This window comes from Kribbella solani (assembly GCF_014205295.1).
GTDB classification, from domain to species: domain Bacteria; phylum Actinomycetota; class Actinomycetes; order Propionibacteriales; family Kribbellaceae; genus Kribbella; species Kribbella solani.
Map to the genome: position 1 here is coordinate 4,719,716 of NZ_JACHNF010000001.1, position 16,497 is coordinate 4,736,212.

Annotated in this window: 15 protein-coding genes and 1 pseudogene; 6 read left to right on the top strand and 10 right to left on the bottom strand. The window is 69.0% G+C overall.

Annotated features, from left to right (window positions below; all coding sequences use genetic code 11):
• Positions 1 to 33 precede the first annotated feature (33 nt).
• Genes HDA44_RS21480 through HDA44_RS21490 form a run of 3 tightly spaced genes read left to right on the top strand, consistent with a single transcriptional unit; the run spans position 34 to position 5,950 of the window.
• A complete protein-coding gene (locus HDA44_RS21480; RefSeq protein WP_184837142.1) occupies positions 34 to 3,984 on the top strand; it encodes a Pls/PosA family non-ribosomal peptide synthetase in 3,951 nt (1,316 codons plus the stop codon).
• Entirely contained in the window at positions 3,984 to 5,282 is a 1,299-nt protein-coding gene (locus HDA44_RS21485) for a M1 family metallopeptidase (RefSeq protein ID WP_184837144.1), read from the top strand. Before HDA44_RS21480 ends, HDA44_RS21485 begins: the two co-directional genes overlap by 1 nt.
• Entirely contained in the window at positions 5,282 to 5,950 is a 669-nt protein-coding gene (locus HDA44_RS21490) for a hypothetical protein (RefSeq protein ID WP_184837146.1), read from the top strand. Before HDA44_RS21485 ends, HDA44_RS21490 begins: the two co-directional genes overlap by 1 nt.
• Here the strand turns inward: HDA44_RS21490 and HDA44_RS21495 are convergent.
• A complete protein-coding gene (locus HDA44_RS21495; protein ID WP_184837148.1) occupies positions 5,947 to 6,840 on the bottom strand; it encodes a LysR family transcriptional regulator in 894 nt (297 codons plus the stop codon). The genes HDA44_RS21490 and HDA44_RS21495 overlap by 4 nt on opposite strands.
• 70 nt (positions 6,841 to 6,910) lie before the next feature.
• Between HDA44_RS21495 and HDA44_RS21500 the strand changes: the two genes are divergently transcribed.
• On the top strand, positions 6,911 to 7,939 hold the full coding sequence (locus tag HDA44_RS21500) for a nitrilase family protein (RefSeq protein WP_184837150.1): 1,029 nt from the start codon (positions 6,911 to 6,913) through the stop codon (positions 7,937 to 7,939).
• Here HDA44_RS21500 and ispF read toward each other — a convergent pair.
• The 3 genes from ispF to HDA44_RS21515 are packed head-to-tail and all read right to left on the bottom strand — an operon-like array spanning position 7,933 to position 9,735.
• Entirely contained in the window at positions 7,933 to 8,403 is a 471-nt protein-coding gene (ispF, locus tag HDA44_RS21505) for a 2-C-methyl-D-erythritol 2,4-cyclodiphosphate synthase (protein WP_184837152.1), read from the bottom strand. The genes HDA44_RS21500 and ispF overlap by 7 nt on opposite strands.
• Positions 8,400 to 9,218 (bottom strand): 2-C-methyl-D-erythritol 4-phosphate cytidylyltransferase, encoded by an 819-nt coding sequence (gene ispD, locus HDA44_RS21510; protein WP_184837155.1) that lies wholly within the window; start codon positions 9,216 to 9,218, stop codon positions 8,400 to 8,402. The genes ispF and ispD overlap by 4 nt, the downstream gene beginning before the upstream one ends.
• A gap of 31 nt (positions 9,219 to 9,249) precedes the next feature.
• Positions 9,250 to 9,735 carry a CarD family transcriptional regulator gene (locus HDA44_RS21515; protein WP_130446326.1) on the bottom strand — a complete coding sequence of 162 codons (486 nt, stop codon included), beginning with the start codon at positions 9,733 to 9,735 and terminating at the stop codon, positions 9,250 to 9,252.
• Between the two features lie 287 nt (positions 9,736 to 10,022).
• On the opposite strand from HDA44_RS21515, the gene HDA44_RS21520 reads away from it, so the two are divergent.
• Complete coding sequence (locus HDA44_RS21520; protein ID WP_184837157.1) at positions 10,023 to 10,733, top strand: hypothetical protein; 711 nt, start codon at positions 10,023 to 10,025, stop codon at positions 10,731 to 10,733.
• 120 nt (positions 10,734 to 10,853) lie between these two features.
• On the opposite strand, the gene HDA44_RS21525 is transcribed toward HDA44_RS21520, so the two are convergent.
• The 6 genes and pseudogenes from HDA44_RS21525 to HDA44_RS21540 form a co-directional block, all read right to left on the bottom strand.
• Positions 10,854 to 11,756, bottom strand: a complete 903-nt coding sequence (locus HDA44_RS21525; protein ID WP_337906823.1) for an IS3 family transposase — start codon at positions 11,754 to 11,756, stop codon at positions 10,854 to 10,856.
• Entirely contained in the window at positions 11,723 to 12,064 is a 342-nt protein-coding gene (locus tag HDA44_RS37430) for a helix-turn-helix domain-containing protein (protein ID WP_238352485.1), read from the bottom strand. Before HDA44_RS37430 ends, HDA44_RS21525 begins: the two co-directional genes overlap by 34 nt.
• 30 nt (positions 12,065 to 12,094) lie before the next feature.
• Positions 12,095 to 12,232 (bottom strand): annotated as a pseudogene (locus HDA44_RS38960) (helix-turn-helix domain-containing protein); the annotation flags it as partial.
• Positions 12,233 to 12,322: 90 nt separating this feature from the next.
• A complete protein-coding gene (locus HDA44_RS21530; protein ID WP_184837159.1) occupies positions 12,323 to 13,339 on the bottom strand; it encodes an iron-siderophore ABC transporter substrate-binding protein in 1,017 nt (338 codons plus the stop codon).
• Positions 13,340 to 13,422: 83 nt separating this feature from the next.
• The gene (locus HDA44_RS21535) at positions 13,423 to 14,100 is read right to left on the bottom strand and encodes a response regulator (RefSeq protein ID WP_184837161.1); all 678 of its coding nucleotides are present in this window, start codon (positions 14,098 to 14,100) and stop codon (positions 13,423 to 13,425) included.
• 107 nt (positions 14,101 to 14,207) lie between these two features.
• Positions 14,208 to 15,479 carry an ATP-binding protein gene (locus HDA44_RS21540; RefSeq protein WP_184837163.1) on the bottom strand — a complete coding sequence of 424 codons (1,272 nt, stop codon included), beginning with the start codon at positions 15,477 to 15,479 and terminating at the stop codon, positions 14,208 to 14,210.
• A gap of 195 nt (positions 15,480 to 15,674) precedes the next feature.
• Between HDA44_RS21540 and phoU the strand changes: the two genes are divergently transcribed.
• Positions 15,675 to 16,382: a phosphate signaling complex protein PhoU gene (phoU, locus tag HDA44_RS21545; protein WP_184837165.1), complete on the top strand. Its 708-nt coding sequence runs from the start codon at positions 15,675 to 15,677 to the stop codon at positions 16,380 to 16,382.
• Positions 16,383 to 16,497: the final 115 nt, after the last annotated feature.

Here is a 16,497-nt window from a genome sequence, read left to right on the forward strand (position 1 = left end):
CGAACTGGTAACTGGGCGGCGTATTATCCGCCCGTGACGTTGCGACGCGGGGAGTTGGCGACGGGCGCGCGGACGTTGGTGCAGGTGCTGGAGGAAACAGCCGACCGGTACGCCGACGAGCCCGCGCTGGATGACGGCAGCGTCAGCCTGAGTTATCGCGAGCTGCTGGTGCAGACCGGCAAGTTCGCGCACCGGCTGACCGCGGCCGGGATCGGGCCGGGTGACCGCGTCGGCATCCGGATCTCGTCCGGCCACAACGACCTGTATGTCGCGATTCTCGGCACTCTCCAAGCCGGCGCCGCGTACGTACCGGTCGACGCCGACGACCCGGACGAGCGCGCCGAGCTGGTCTTCGGCGAGGCGGCCGTCGCGGCGACGGTCGGTGACGACCTGACCCTGACCCTGACCCGTTCGCAACCGGCGCCGATCACGGACAACGACGCTGCCAACGGCACGTTCGACTACCCGTACTCGGCCCGGATGGACGGCAGCAGCACCACGGGTTCAGTACGCGACACGCCCGGCCCGGAGCCGACCGACGACGCGTGGATCATCTTCACCTCGGGCTCGACCGGCGTACCGAAAGGTGTCGCGGTCACGCATCGCTCGGCGGCAGCGTTCGTCGACGCCGAGGCGCGGCTGTTCCTGCAGAGCGAGCCGATCGGTCCGGACGACCGGGTCCTGGCCGGCCTGTCGGTCGCGTTCGACGCTTCCTGCGAGGAGATGTGGCTGGCCTGGCGGCACGGTGCCTGCCTGGTCCCGGCGCCCCGCTCGCTGGTCCGTACCGGGATGGACCTCGGCCCGTGGTTGGTTGCCCAGGGCATCACTATCGTCTCCACCGTGCCGACGCTGGCCGCGCTCTGGCCGGCCGACGCGCTGGACCAGGTCCGGCTGCTGATCTTCGGTGGCGAGGCCTGTCCGCCGGAGCTCGCCGAGCGGCTGGCGATCGACGGCCGCGAGGTCTGGAACACGTACGGCCCGACCGAGGCGACCGTGGTCGCGTGCGCCGCGCGGCTGACCGGCGAAGGACCGGTTCGGATCGGTTTGCCGTTGGACGGCTGGGACCTGGCGGTAGTAGATGCTGCCGGCAACGAAGTCGGCGACGGCGAGATCGGTGAGCTGATCATCGGCGGCGTCGGGCTGGCCCGGTACCTGGACCCGGTCAAGGACGCCGAGAAGTTCGCGCCGATGCCCACCCTCGGCTGGGACCGCGCGTACCGCAGCGGTGACCTGGTCCGATCCGACCCGTTGGGCCTGCTCTTCCAGGGCCGCGCCGACGAGCAGGTCAAGTTGGGCGGTCGCCGGATCGAGCTCGGCGAGGTGGATGCCGCGCTGCAGGCCCTGCCGGGCGTCACCGGCGCGGCGGCCGCGGTACGCAACAGTGCCGCTGGTAATCAGCTTCTGGTCGGGTACATCGTGCCGGACGACCCTGCCGCTTTTGACAACGCGAAAGCGACCGAACGGCTCCGGGAAGCACTGCCCGCGGCTCTCGTGCCGCTGCTCGCCGTCGTCGACACGTTGCCGACCAGGACGTCCGGCAAGGTCGACCGCAACGCGCTCCCCTGGCCGCTGCCCGGCATGGACAGCGACGGCCCAGCAGCCGAGCTGAGCGGTACCGCCGGCTGGCTGGCCGAGCGGTGGACGACGGTCCTCGGTGCCAAGGTCACCGGCCCGGACAACGACTTCTTCCTGCACGGCGGTGGCAGTCTGGCCGCGGCTCAGCTGGTCTCGGTGCTCCGCGAGCGGTACCCGGAGGCGACGGTCGGTGACATCTACGAGTACCCGCGGCTCGGTGCGCTCGCCGAACGGCTCGACGAGTTCCGGCCGGCCGCCGTCGAACCGGTCGAGTTGCGCGAGATCCGGCCGACGCCGAAGAGCACCCAGCTGCTGCAGACCGCGCTCACCCTGATCCTGCAGACCGTCGTCGGCGTTCGCTGGCTGGTCTATCTGTTCACGCTGAACAACCTGCTCGCCGAGCTGGTCGATCCGCTGCCCTGGGCGCGGACCGTCTCCTGGTGGTGGATTCTGGTCGGCTGGCTGTTGCTGATCAGTCCGGCCGGCCGGATGGGCATCGCCGTCGTCGGTGCCCGGATCCTGCTGCGCGGCCTGCAGCCCGGAACGTACCCGCGTGGTGGCAACGTGCACGTCCGGCTCTGGGCAGCCGAGAACCTCGCCGACGCGGCCGGCGCCGCGAACCTGGCGGGCGCGCCCTGGATCGCGTACTACGCCCGCGCGCTCGGCGCCAAGGTCGGCCGCGGCGTCGACCTGCACACACTGCCGCCGGTCACCGGCATGCTGACGATGGGCCGTGGCGCCTCGATCGAGCCCGAGGTCGACTTGGCCGGGTACTGGATCGACGGCGACCAACTGCACGTCGGCCCGGTCATGGTCGGCGCCGAGGCCGTCGTCGGTTCCCGCAGCACGCTGCTGCCCGGCGCCGAGATCGGCCGGAACGCCGAGATCATGGCCGGCTCCGCCGTCTCCGGAAAGGTCCCGGCGAGCGAGCGCTGGTCCGGCTCGCCGGCGGCCCGGATCGGCCGCGCCCGGCACCCGTGGCCGGACCACCGCCCGGACCGCGCGCCCTGGTGGGTCGCCGCGTACGGAGCGCAGTCCGCGCTGATGTCGTTGATCCCGGTCGCCGGCGCGGCCGCCGCGTTCCTCGTACTCGGCCATGCCCTGCGCGGCACCCAGACGCTCGGCGACGCCGCGCTCAAGGCGCTGACCGCGATCCCGCTGATGACGCTGGTCGGCTTCGCCACGATCGCGGTGCTGACACTGGTCGGTGTCCGCATTCTCGGGATCGGCATCAAGCCCGGTCATTACCCGGTCCGGAGCCGGATCGGGTGGCAGGTCTGGGCGACGGAGCGGTTGCTCGACTCGGCCCGTACGCTGCTGTTCCCGCTGTACGCGAGCCTGCTGACGCCGTGGTGGCTGCGGGCGCTCGGCGCGAAGATCGGCCGCGATGTCGAGGCGTCGACGGTGCTGCTGCTGCCGAAGATGACCACGGTCGGCGAGGGCGCGTTCCTGGCCGACGACACGATGATCGCCTCGTACGAGCTCGGCGGCGGCTGGCTGCACGTGGCCGGCGCGAAGGTGGGCAAGCGGGCCTTCCTCGGCAACTCGGGGATGACCGCGCCGGGCCGTGCGGTACCGAAGAACGGCCTCGTCGCGGTGCTGTCCGCGGCACCGAAGAAGTCGAAGGCGGGGACGTCCTGGCTCGGCTCGCCACCGGTGAAGCTGCGCCGGCAAGCGGTGTCGGGCGACCAGAGCCGGACGTTCAATCCGCCGTTCAAACTGAAGGTGGCGCGGGCGCTGGTCGAGCTGTGCCGGTTCGTGCCGATGATGTGTACGGTGCTGATCGCGCTCGGCGTCCTGTTCGCGCTGCAGGCACTCGACATCTGGCTCGGTCCCTGGCTGACCGTACTGCTGTCCGGCGCGGTGATCCTGGCCGCCGGCGCGGTCGCGGGCGGGATGGCGACAGTCGCGAAATGGCTGATCGTCGGTAGGACGCGCGCGGTCGAGTACCCGCTGTGGAGTTCGTTCGTCTGGCGCAACGAGGTCGTCGACAGCTTCGTCGAGCTGGTCGCCGCGCCCTGGTTCGCGAACGCGGCCGCCGGGACGCCGGTGCTCGCGCTCTGGTTGCGCTCACTCGGCGCCAAGATCGGCAAGGGCGTCTGGTGCGAGACGTACTGGCTGCCGGAGGCGGATCTGATCACCCTGGGCGACGGTGCCACGGTGAATCGCGGTTGCGTGCTGCAGACGCACCTTTTTCATGATCGAGTTCTCTCCATGAACACAGTCACCTTCGGCCCCGGAGCGACCCTCGGGCCTCACGGCATCGTCCTACCGGCCGCCGGCCTCGGCGCGGGGGCTACCATCGGCCCGGTGTCTCTGGTGATGCGTGGCGAAGGTGTTCCGGCGGGGACGCGGTGGGCGGGAAACCCCATCGCACCCTGGCAAGACAGGGCACCGTGGCAGGGCTGATGGTTGATCCGTATGTGCCGACCCATGGAAACGCCGGTTACAAGGTCGAGTCGTACGACCTCGAGCTCGACTACCGGGTCAACAGCAACCGGCTGAACGGCAAAGCGACGATCACTGCCGTCGCCGGCCAGGCGCTGTCCCGGTTCAGCTTCGACCTGTCCGGTCTGCGGGTGTCGAAGGTGACGGTGAACGGCCGCCGCCCGCAGCGGTACACGCAGCGGTCCGGCAAGCTGTACATCACCGCGAACATCGCGGACGGCTCCGAGTTCTCGGTCGACATCCAGTACGGCGGCAATCCGAAGCCCGAGGACAGCCCGTGGGGCGAGCTCGGCTGGGAGGAACTGACCGAGGGCGTGATCGTCGCGAGTCAGCCGAGTGGCGCGGCCACGTGGTTCCCGTGCAACGACCACCCCGGCGACAAGGCGCATTACCGGATCGCGATCACGACCGACTCGCCGTATCGGGTGGTCGCGAACGGGCGGCTCGTGTCGCGCCGGGTGAAAGCGAGCCGGACCACCTGGGTGTTCGATCAGGCGGCGCCGATGGCCACGTACCTGGCGACGGTCCAGATCGGGCCGTACGACGAGGTGCAACTGGCGACCTCGCCGGTGACGATCCGGGGTGTACTGCCCGGCCGGCAGGTGCGGGAGTTCCGGCACGACTTCGCGCGGCAGCAGGACATGATGAAGCTGTTCTGCCGGCAGTTCGGGCCGTACCCGTTCGGTGGGTACACGGTCGTGGTGACGGACGATCCGCTGGAGATTCCGCTGGAGGCGCAGGGCATCTCGGTGTTCGGCAGCAACCACGTGGACGGCCGGAACGGGTCCGAGCGGCTGGTGGCGCACGAGCTGGCGCACCAGTGGTTCGGGAACAGCCTGACCCCGTCGAGCTGGCAGCACATCTGGCTGAACGAGGGTTTCGCCTGCTACGCCGAGTGGTTGTGGTCGGAGGAGTCGGGCGGTCTGTCCGCCGACCAGCAGGTCTCGAAGGCACACTCGCGGCTGAAGGGCCTTCCACAAGATCTGCTGCTGGCCGATCCCGGTCCGGAGCTGATGTTCGACGACCGCTTGTACAAGCGCGGTGCGATCACATTGCACGTACTCCGCAAGCACCTCGGCGACGAGGCATTCTTCAACTTGCTGCGTACGTGGACCAGAACCCACCGCCACGGCTCGGTCACCACCGCCGAATTCATCGCCCTGGCGGCAACATTCAGTCCGGACGAGGATGCGCTCGGGCGCCTGTTCGGAGCCTGGCTGGACTCCTACGAGCTACCGCCACTGCCCAGGAAACGCTGATGAAGTACGCACCACTGGTGTTCTTCCTCGGGGTCGCCGCGATCCTCGCGATCGTGATCGTCGCCGGGAAGCCGCTCCGGCGGCGCGGGTCGCCGCACGGGCCGATGTGGCGCTACATCGCTCTCGGTGCGGTGCTCTTCCTGCTCGCGGGCGTGCTGTACACGTTCCCGCCGCATTCGACCCTGTTTGCCTGTCTGGTGATGGTGCTTGGGGTCGGGTTCTTCTGTGTCGGCATCGCGATTCTCGGCGGCGGGTACTACACGTACCTCGGTGCGGTCGCGAGTGGCTTGGCTGCGGTGCCGTTCGTGATGACTCCTACACCGGTCGGGCTGTCGCGAGTCGGTCAGACGTTGACTTGCACGATCCGCGACTACAAGTCGTACGGCGTCTCGGAATTCACCGCGGACTGCCCGAACGGGCACAGCTATCCGTTCACCGTGCAGGGGCTGCGTCAATTCCCCGCTGGGAAGTTGCAGGTCATCGTGGACCCGCATGGGCTGCTGCGAGCACAGTTCGTCGGGCAGGCCCACGTACGCATCGATCTGATCGCGGGCATCCTGTGCCTGCTCGGCGCGACGGCCATCGTGATCGCGGCCCCTCTGCACCGCCGGAAGCTGGGCGGCCAGGTCAAACCGGCGATGAATCCACGGCCGTTCTCGGGCCGCTAGCCGTTACCTGTTCGCGGCTCGGTGCGCGCGGCTCGGGCGACCTCGGCGGCGGCTTTGACGAAGCGTTCGGTGAGCGGCGTGCGGGTGGACCAGGCGACGCCTGTCCACCAGGTCGCGGCGCGGCCGGGTAGCGGGACCAGGCGGACCTCGGGTGGTGCGATCCGTTCCGCTGTTGAGGGTACGACGGCCGGTGCCACGCCGGCGGCGACCAGCGCCAGTACCGTCTGCAGGTCCCCGGACTCCTGGAGTACTTGCGGACGGCAACCAAGCTCCGCGTACAGGCTGTCGATCTGGGCAGTCAGCCCGGGGCCCCGGGCCGGGGTCAACCGCACCAGCGGGCGCGCGTCGATCCAGCGCGCCAGGTCGCGGGGGACGCGCTGCGCGGCCGGCACCGCGAGTGACAGCCGATCGCGCCGCAGCCGGTGGTGCTCGAGACCGGCCGGCACCGGCAGCCGGACGAACCCGATCTGCAAGCCCCCGGTCAGCAGCCGCTCGAACTGCACCGCCGACGGCAGGTCTTCGAGCGAGACCGTCACCCCCGGCCACCGGCTCCGGAACACCGCCACAGCCCGCGGCGCCAGCTCGATCCCGGACAGCCCGAACCCGATCGCCAAGGATCCCTCGGCGCCGGACGCGACCTGATCGGCACGCCGGTCGAAGGCCTCGGACCGCTCCAGCAGCTCCAGCGCGTCCGGGAGCAGCAGCTCACCGGCCGGGGTCAGCCGGGCACCGTGCCGGCCTCGGTCGAACAGGACCGCACCGACCCGTCGCTCCAGCACCTGGATCTGCTTGGTGAGCGCCGGCTGACTCGTCGACAGCTCCGCCGCGGCGGCACCGAAGTTGCCCAGCCGCGCCACCGTGACGTACGCCCGGAGCAATCGAAGATCCATAACCTCAGGATATGGAAGCTGAGCAAACAACTATTGGACGCCATGGATGCCCCAGAGTTTTCATGGGCCCATGACGTCCTTTCGCGCCGCCGTCGTCCAGTTCGAAGCGACCCCTGATGACACCGCGGCGAACCTTCGCACCGTCGAGCGGCTGGCCCGCGAGGCGGTCGGCGACGGTGCGCGCCTGGTGGTGTTCCCGGAGCTGTGCCTGCTCGGGTACTGGCACCTGCGCCGGCACACCGCCGCGCGGCTGCACGAACTCGCCTCGCCGGCCGATGGGCCGCTGATCGGCCAGGTCCTCGCACTGGCTCAGAAGCTCGGCGCCGGGATCGGGGCCGGTTTTCTGGAGGAGTCCGGCGGTACGTTGTTCAACTCGTACGCGGTGTGCTTGCCGGACGGTCAGGTACACGTCCACCGGAAGCTGCATGCGTTCGAACACGAGGCGATCGCGAGCGGCTCCACGTACACGGTGTTCGACACGCCGTGGGGGTTCCGGGCCGGGGTGCTGATCTGCTGGGACAACAACCTGGTCGAGAACGTCCGGATCACCGCGTTGCTCGGGGCGACGGTGCTGATCGCGCCGCATCAGACCGGCGGAACGAAGTCGCGCAGTCCGTACGGGATGAAGCCGATCCCGCTGCCGGTCTGGGAGAACCGGGAGACCGATCCGGCGGGCGTTGAGGAGGCGTTCAACGGGCCGAACGGGCGCGGCTGGCTGATGCGGTGGCTGCCGGCGCGGGCGCACGACAACGGTCTGTTCGTCCTGTTCAGCAATGGTGTCGGGCGGGATGACGACGAGGTACGGACGGGGAACGCGATGATCCTCGACCCGTACGGCCGGATCGTGGCCGAGACGCCCGTACCAGCCGAGTCGGTCGTGACCGCCGACCTGGACCTCGACCTGGTCCCCCTCTCGACCGGCCGCCGCTGGCTCCGCGGCCGCCGCCCAGACCTGTACGCGCCGCTAACCCACCCCACGGGCACAGAACTGGACCCCAGAGCCGCCCGCTTCTCCCCCGATCCGGTGCAGGTGGAGGGACTTGCGGATCAGCAAGACCCGCTCGCCCCCTCCCGCATCCTGTGGAAGGTGGATCAGTAGATGAGAGCAGTCGCGAAGGCTGCGATGCCTTCGCCTCGGCCGGTCAAGCCGAGACCATCGGTCGTCGTCGCGCTGACGGACACATCCGCGCCGCAAGCCGCGGCGAGTGCCTTCTCCGCTTCCTCGCGGCGGGCGGCGAACCGCGGCCGGTTGGCGACGATCTGCACCGACACGTTCCCGATCTCGAACCCGGCGGCGCGTACTCGGCGCGCCGCCTCCGCCAGCAACGCGGCACCCGACGCGCCGGCCCACTCCGGCTCGGCGGTCCCGAAGTTCGACCCGAGATCACCCAACCTGGCCGCGCTCAGCAACGCGTCACAGATCGCATGCGCCGCGACATCACCGTCCGAATGCCCCGACGGCCCCGACTGCTCCTCCGGCCAATGCAAACCAGCCAGCCACATCGGGCGGCCTGCTTCCAACGGGTGCACGTCGACCCCGTTGCCAACCCGTGGAACCTTCACCCGGCCTGTCCTCCGCCCGACCCGTCACCCGGCCACCCGCTTGGCTGACCGATCACTCGCTCTTCCCTTTCAGGCGCAGCTGCCGGTCCGGTGCCGGCGTTCGGCTGCCCGCCCAGTTGCTCCCGCTCGCGGCGGGCCAGCAGCGCCTCCGCCAGGACAAGATCCTGTGGCCGGGTCACCTTGAACGCGTCCGGCGAACCCTCGACCGTCTGCACCGTCACGCCGAGCCGCTCGCACATCATCGCGTCATCGGTCACCGCCGCATCGGCACCAGCGGCATGCGCGCGCCGCAGCACCTCAGGACTGAACCCCTGCGGCGTCTGCACGGCAACCAGCGTCGACCGATCCGGCGTGTCGACCACCTCGCCGTGCGGACCGACCACCTTGATCGTGTCGGTCACCGGCACCACCGGCACGACCGCATCAGCACCGGCCCGGACCGTCGCGAACACCCGCTCGATCACCTCGGCAGGTACGAACGCGCGCGCCGCGTCGTGCACCAGGATGCAGTCGATCCCGTCGACCGGAACCACGTCCAGCGCGGCTCGTACCGAAGCAGGTCGCTCCGCGCCACCGGCGACGACGAGCAGCCGGGCGTCCCCGACGTACGGCGCCAGTTCTTTGCCGACCGTCTCCTCGGAACCGGGCGGCACCGCGACCACGAAACAGACGAGGTCGGCGGCGGACGCTGCCCGCAGTCCACGCACCGCGTGAACCAGCAGCGAATCGCCACCGACCTCTCGAAATGCTTTTGGTGTCTCACCACCCAGCCGCAGCCCGAGCCCGGCCGCGGGAATCACGACCGCGCTACTCATGCTGGGTTACTTCGGACAGGTTCGCCCGAAGTCAGGAGGCGAGAACCTCGTCAAGGATGGCTTCCGCCTTGTCCTCGTTGGTGTGCTCGGCCAGGGCCAGCTCGGAGACCAGGATCTGGCGAGCCTTCGCCAGCATCCGCTTCTCACCGGCGGACAGTCCACGGTCACGCTCACGGCGCCACAGGTCGCGAACGACCTCTGCCACCTTCAGCACGTCACCGGAGTGCAGTTTTTCGAGGTTCGCCTTGTAGCGTCGCGACCAGTTGGTCGGCTCCTCCGTGTGCGGTGCGCGCAGCACGTCGAAGACGCGCTCCAGGCCGGCCTGATCCACGACGTCACGCACGCCGACAAGATCGAGGTTGCACGCGGGAACCCGAACGACCAGGTCGTTCTGAGCGACGATCCTCAAGACCAGGTAGGTCTTGTCCTCACCTTTGATCTGACGGGTCTCGATGTCCTCGATGACGGCCGCTCCGTGATTGGGGTAAACAACCGTCTCGCCGACTGTGAAAGTCATGTGTGAAGTGCCCCTTTCCGAGATCCATACTACCACGTGACGGATGGTCCGGTCGGGGCGTTTGCGCTGGTCAGGGCCCACTTCGTGCCTTGACAAACGCTCGGTGCCGTGCCTCGTGCGCGCGTACACCGTTGCCCTGGACATCGCTTCGAGGATCGCACCGGACGGCGCCGGTGGCATCCCGGCGTCCGGCCCGGGTTCGCCGCGGGCTACGCTGTGGGGCGCCGGAGGCCGCTGCCCGACGGTGTTCGCAGTTGCCGAATCAGCTTTGCACGAGAGGGATTCCAGTGCCGATCACGTTGTCCTCGCGGTTCGCCCGGCGCGCCGCGCTGGCTGGTGCCGCCGCCACTCTCAGTCTCGCGCTGGGAGCGTGCAGCGCGAGCTTCAATGCGCCGACCCTGCAGCCGTACCAGGCCGCCGAGGGCACCAACCTCGAGTCCGGTCAGCTCAAGCTCCGGAACCTGCTGGTCCTGGCCGACGCCCAGGGCAAGGGCGAGCTGCACGGCGTGATCGTGAACGACGGGGACAACGCCGACACGCTGGTCGGCATCGCCCAGGCCGCGGCCGGTACGCAGGACGGACAGAGCGGCGGCTGGCAGCCCGGCGAGGTCACCTTCGCCGGCATCAAGGGCCCGATCGAGCTGCAGCCGAGCGCCGCCCTGCTGCTCGCCGGCACCACCGCCGCCGAGGCCGCCGGGACCGCCACCACCCAGCCGGCCACCCCGAGCACCCCGGCGACGTCCGGCGCCCCGTCGACACCGGCCACCCCGAAGACGTCCGGCGCTCCGTCGACCCCGACCAGCCCCGCGGCGACCGAGACCCCCTCGGCCTCGTCCCCCGGCGCCGAGAACAACGGACCGGCGATCACCGTGACCGGCGCCAAGCCCGGCCAGATGGTCAACGTGACCATCACCTTCGGCCAGGCCGCCCCCATCTCCGCCTACGTCCCCGTCCTGACGGACGACCACTACTCCCCCACCCCGCTACCGGCCGGCTAGGGGTTGCGCTCCGGCCGGCCGGAGCTTGCCCCCTCAATTGACCCCATGCCCCCTCGAATTCCGAGGGGGCAACCCTGCACTGAACTGGTCCCCGAAAGTTGGACTGGCTGGGTAGGGAGCCTATGCCGTGAGGGTCTGGGTGCGGTATTGCACTGGGCTCAGGCCCTTGAGTGTTGTTGAGGTGCGGTGGTTGTTGTACCAGTGGATGTAGTCGGCGAGTGCGGTGGTGAACGCGTCGGCGCTGGTGAAGGTGGTGTGGTGGAAGAGTTCTTCTTTGAGGTGTCCGAAGAAGTTCTCGATGATGGCGTTGTCGTAGCAGTTGGCTTTGCGGGACATCGACTGGGTCGCGCGGGCGGTGGTGAGTAGGGCCTGCCAGGAGTGGTGCTGGTATTGGAAGCCTTGGTCGGAGTGGACCAGCAGGCCGGGGCTGGGGCGCTGGGTGGTGAGTGCTTGTTGCAGGCTGGAGTTGGTGAGTTGCAGGTTAGGTGAGTCGCTGGTTGTGTAGGCGATGATCTGGCGGTCGAACAGGTCCATGACCGGCGACAGGTAGAGCTTGCGGCCGGCGATGGCGAACTCGGTCACATCGGTGACCCACTTGCGGTTCGGAGCGGTGGCGGTGAAGTCACGGGCCAGCAGGTTCGGTGCGGTCTTGCCAGTCGCGCCGGTCGTGCTGGTCTGGCCTTTGAACGAGTTGTAGCGGCGGCGGCGCCGGACCAGGCAGACCAGCCCGAGGCGCCGCATCAGCGCCAGGACGGTCTTCTTCGCGACCCGCCAGCCGGCGGTCACCAGTTCGCGGTGGACGCGACGATGCCCGTAACGGCCTTTGTTGTTCTCGAACACTTCCCGGATGGCGGTCTTCAGGGCGGCGCGTGGGTCCGGCGAGGCGAGGCGGGCCTGGTGGTAGAAGAACGTCGACCGGGCCAGACCAGCAACCTCCAGCAATACCTCGAGGCGGTGGTCAGCCTTGAGAGCGGTGACGGCCTGGGCCTTCAGCGTCGTTGCTGGGCTCTCAAGGCACGCAATTTTCCCAGGTAGGCGTTTTCGGCCCGCAGCCGCTCGTTCTCGCGACGCAACCGCTCCAACTCACTCACCTCACCCAATTCACCCGCAGACCGGCCACGATCACCACCACCGGCACCCGGTGGGCGGCCCGGACGTTTCGGGCGCAACCCGTCATCACCCTCGTCGCGGTACTTACGGGCCCAGTTCTCGATCAATTTCGGCGACGACAACTCGAACTCCCGCGCGAGCGCGACCTTCGTCTCGCCCGCGAGAAACCGCCGGACCACCTCGCGCTTGACCTCGAACGAGAAGACCCGTTTCCCCGGCATCGCCACCAACGCTCCCGTACCTCGAACACGCCACCGGTCGTACAACCGGTTCACCGCTGAAGCACTCCCACTCAGCCGCACCGCGACCGCCTGCCGGCCCCAGCCAGCCTCGAACAACGCTACCGCCTCACACCGCTGCTCCTCAGACAACGAACTACCACCACGCATACAACCACTCCCCAGAATCAGAACTGAATTTCTCAGTCCAACTTCTGGGGAGCAGTTCACACTTCAGGGGGCACCCCTTGAAGTGCAGGGTTAGTTCTTCGCGGCCGCGGCGGCCTTGGTCAGGCCGGGGAGCATCTTGTCGAGGACCCAGGGCACGCTCAGTACGCTGACCGCGCTCATCCCGGAGATCACCTGCTGGTCCTGCAGGGCGTACGCGCCGCCGCTCTTGACCGCGTGCAGCGAGGAGTAGACCGGGTCGGACAAGAACTTCCGCGTACCGATCCCGTCCACGTACGCGATCAGTACGTCCGCGTCGACGTCCGCGACCTTCTCCTTGCTGATCGTCAGCGAGAACTCCTTCTTGGTGTTCGTCTTCTCCAGCGCGTCGACGCCGGGCGCGTTCTTGAAGCCCATCTCGTTCAGGATCCGTACCCGCGGATCGCCCGGCATGTAGATGTAGTTCTCGGCGCCGAACGAGCCGACCGTGACGGTCTTGCCCTTGAATTCCGGGTGCTCGGCGGCGACCTGCTTGATCTTGTCCTGGATGCCGGTGATCAGCTTCTCGGCGTCGGCCTTCTTGCCGAGCGCCTCGCCGACGAGCAGGGTCTGGTCCTGCCAGGTGGTCTGCCACGGCGCGCCCGGGTACGCGACCGTCGGCGCGATGTCGCTGAGCGTCTTGTACGTGGCCGCGTCGAAGCCTTCGTACGGTGCCAGGATGACGTCCGGGTTCAGCGCGGCGATCTTCTCGAACGGGTACTTGTCGCCGGTGTCGAGCAGCGTCGTCTTGGTCTTGTCGAACTTCGCGGCGTCCCAGGCGGTGACACCGTCGGCGGTCTGCCCGTAGGTGACCTTCGGGATCGCGACCGGGGTCTCGCCGAGCGCGTAGACCACGTCCTGCGCGTTCCAGCCGAGCGTGACGATCCGCTCCGGCTTCTTGGTGATGGTGGTATCGCCGAACGTGTTCTTCAGGGTGACCGGGAACCCCGACGACGATGCGTCCGCCGGGCCGGCGGACTCCTTGCCGTCGCTGCCGCAGGCGGCCAGTGTGGTCGTGGCGAGCAGCACGGCGGTGACCGCGCTGACGACCTTCGGACGGGACCAGGACATGGTGAACTCTCCTCAGACGATTGCCTCAACTAAGGAGAGCCTAAGCTAACCCGAGCGGCCGTCGCGACCTGCCCGGATGTGAGTCAGGACTCGAACTTGTACCCCAGACCACGCACCGTGACCAGATGCGCCGGGTTCGACGGGTCCTTCTCCAGCTTGGAACGGAGCCGCTTCACGTGCACGTCCAGGGTCTTGGTGTCGCCCACGTAGTCGGCGCCCCAGATCCGGTCGATCAGCTGGCCGCGCGTGAGCACCCGGCCGGTGTTCCGGAGCAGCATCTCGAGCAGCTCGAACTCCTTCAGCGGCAACCGGATCTCGGTCCCCGCGACGGTCACCACGTGCCGCTCGACGTCCATCCGGACCGGCCCCGCCTCCAGGGTGTCCGGCAGCAGCTCGACGTCCTGCCCCCGGCGGAGCACGGCGCGTACGCGGGCCAGCAGCTCCCGCGGACTGTACGGCTTGGTGACGTAGTCGTCCGCGCCCAGTTCGAGCCCGACCACCTTGTCCACCTCGGTGTCCTTGGCGCTGACGATGATCACCGGTACGTTGCCCCGGCTGCGCAACGCCCGGCAGACCTCCGTACCGGACAGGCCCGGCAGCATCAGGTCGAGCAGGACGATGTCCGCACCGGCGCGGTCGTACTCGTCCAGCGCGTCCGGCCCGGTCTCCGCGACGGCGACCTCGAAACCTTCCTTGCGCAGCACGTACGACAGCGCGTCGCTGTAGCTCTCTTCGTCTTCGACGACCAGCACTCGGGTCACGAAGCTGTCTCCTTTGCAATCCAGCAGCCTGCATCGCAGGATGCTTCAGTAGCGGCGGTGTCCAGGCGGGTGCATCGCAAGGCGGAGGAGGTGCCTCGATGCGGGTTTCATCGTGGCTCCTCCTCCAACGCGGCGAGGTGCCCGCCTGGGCGCCGCCGCTGCGAAGGATCCTGCGATGCAGGCTGCCTGCCTGACGGGGTAGGCGTCAGGTTTACGGCCGTCTCCTCCTGGCTGGTGGAGCCGGTCTGGCCCGGCGCGGGTTCGAACCGCAACGGGAGTCTCACGGTGAAGGTCGAGCCCTGGCCCTCGACACTCCAGACCCGTACGTCGCCACCGTGGATGGAGGCGATGTGCTTGACGATCGACAGGCCGAGGCCGGTGCCGCCGGTCTCCCGGCTGCGGGCCCGGTCGACCCGGTAGAACCGCTCGAAGATCCGCTCCAGGTCACCGCTCGGGATGCCGACGCCCTGGTCGGAGACGGTCACCTCGACCAGGTCGCCGATCGGGTGCGCGGCGACCGCGACCCGGGTGCCGTCGGGGCTGTAGTTGATCGCGTTCTCGACCAGGTTGCCGATCGCCATCGCCAGCTGGTCCTGGCTGCCCAGCACCTCGAGCTCCGGCTCGGTCTTGACCACGATCTTGATGTCGCGGTCCTCGGCGTCGATCCGGCAGCGGTCCACCGCGGTCTCGATCACCGCGTTGATGTCGACCGGGCCGGGGTTCTCCAGCGGGTCGTCGCCCTGCAGCCGGGACAGCTCGATGATCTCCTTGACCAGCCGGCTCAGCCGGGACGCCTCGACCCGCATCCGGTCCGAGAACCGCTGCACCGCCTCCGGGTCGTCGGACGCCTCGGAGACCGCGTCGGCGAGCAGGATCAGCGCGCCGACCGGGGTCTTCAGCTCGTGGCTGACGTTGACGGTGAAGTCCCGCCGGATCGCGTCCAGGCGGCGCTCCCGGGTCCGGTCCTCGACCAGTACGAGCACCAGCTGGCTGCCCAGCGGCGCGACCCGGGCGCTGACGTACTGGGTGGCGCCGAGCCGGCCACGGACGATCTCCAGGTCCTGCTGGCGGATCTCACCGTCCCGGCGGACCTGGCGGACCATGATCAGGATGTCCTCGACCACCAGCCGCTCACCGCGGACGATACCCAGTACGTGCGCCGGCGCGCTGGCCTGCAGCACCTGGTCCTCCGGGCCCATCACCACCGCCGACGACCGCAGCACCGACAGTACGGTCGCGACGCCGGACGGAACCGCCGGCTCCGGGGACTCCGGGATCTTGCGCTGGGCCCGCTCGGACAGCATCATCGCGCCGAGCGAAAGCAGGGCCAGGGCCGCGCCGATGACGCCGCCCAGCACCGCAGCCAGCGTGGGGTCCACGGCATCGATGCTACGCGGGCAACCAGCAGGGAAAGACCGAATGAGCACCGGATGACCGGGACGCGTCTCAACTGTTCATCGGGCGTTCACCACTCGTCGCCGATCGGCAACCTCGACGGCATACGGTCACCGCAGGGCGGGTACCGTGCTGGTGCCCCGCCCGGCACCGGACACCACAGATCGGATTCGAACACCATGCGTGACAGCTACCACGAGCAGCTCGACGACATCCTCGCCGAGCTGGAACGGATGACGCGGACGGTGTCCACCGCCGTACGCCGCTCCACGGCGGCGCTGCTGGAGGCGGACATCCGCAAGGCCGAAGAGGTCATCGCGGCCGACATCCAGCTCGATGCCGCCGGCGAGGGTGTCGAGGAGAAGGTCTTCGAGCTGATGGCCCGGCAGTCGCCGGTCGCCAACGAGCTGCGGATGCTGGTCGCCGGGCTGCGGATGGTGGCCGACCTGGAGCGGATGGGCGACCTGGCCGCGCACGTGTCGAAGATCGCCCGGATGCGCTACCCGGCCCCGGCGATCCCGACCGAGCTGCACGACGTGATCGAGTCGATGGGGTCGGTGGCCGGCAAGATGGTGGACGCGGCCGGTGACGTGATCGCCACCCGCGACGTCGAGGCGGCCGGCAAGCTCGAGGCCACCGACGACGAGATGGACAAGCTCCGGTCGAACCAGTTCCGGCTGATGATGGACGCCGACTGGCCGCACGGCGTCGAGGTGGCGGTCGACATGGCGCTGCTGAGCCGTTACTACGAGCGGATCTCCGACCACGCGGTCGCGATGGCCCGCCGGGTCGTCTACCTGGTCACCGGTGAGCTCCCGGTCGCCGTCGGCGGCACCGCGGCCGGCTCGGGCGCGGGCGCCTCGGCCCCGAACCCGAACGGCAACTGACCGCACTGAGCCCGACGCCCGATCCGCACCGCCCGAGCCCGCCCCAAACCGGTTCGGGGAGGCCTACCCGCCCAAAACAGGCAGTTGCCCGCCCCAAACCGGTTTGGGGCGGGCT

Bases quoted from the DNA above. Each gene is read 5' to 3' on its own strand.
- HDA44_RS37430 (WP_238352485.1), bottom strand. From the start codon at position 12,064: ATGCCGGGGAAACGGGTCTTCTCGTTCGAGGTCAAGCGCGAGGTGGTC.
- HDA44_RS21495 (WP_184837148.1), bottom strand. From the start codon at position 6,840: ATGGATCTTCGATTGCTCCGGGCGTACGTCACGGTGGCGCGGCTGGGC.
- HDA44_RS21490 (WP_184837146.1), top strand. From the start codon at position 5,282: ATGAAGTACGCACCACTGGTGTTCTTCCTCGGGGTCGCCGCGATCCTC.
- HDA44_RS21485 (WP_184837144.1), top strand. From the start codon at position 3,984: ATGGTTGATCCGTATGTGCCGACCCATGGAAACGCCGGTTACAAGGTC.
- HDA44_RS21530 (WP_184837159.1), bottom strand. From the start codon at position 13,339: ATGTCCTGGTCCCGTCCGAAGGTCGTCAGCGCGGTCACCGCCGTGCTG.
- HDA44_RS21500 (WP_184837150.1), top strand. From the start codon at position 6,911: ATGACGTCCTTTCGCGCCGCCGTCGTCCAGTTCGAAGCGACCCCTGAT.
- ispD (WP_184837155.1), bottom strand. From the start codon at position 9,218: ATGAGTAGCGCGGTCGTGATTCCCGCGGCCGGGCTCGGGCTGCGGCTG.
- phoU (WP_184837165.1), top strand. From the start codon at position 15,675: ATGCGTGACAGCTACCACGAGCAGCTCGACGACATCCTCGCCGAGCTG.
- HDA44_RS21515 (WP_130446326.1), bottom strand. From the start codon at position 9,735: ATGACTTTCACAGTCGGCGAGACGGTTGTTTACCCCAATCACGGAGCG.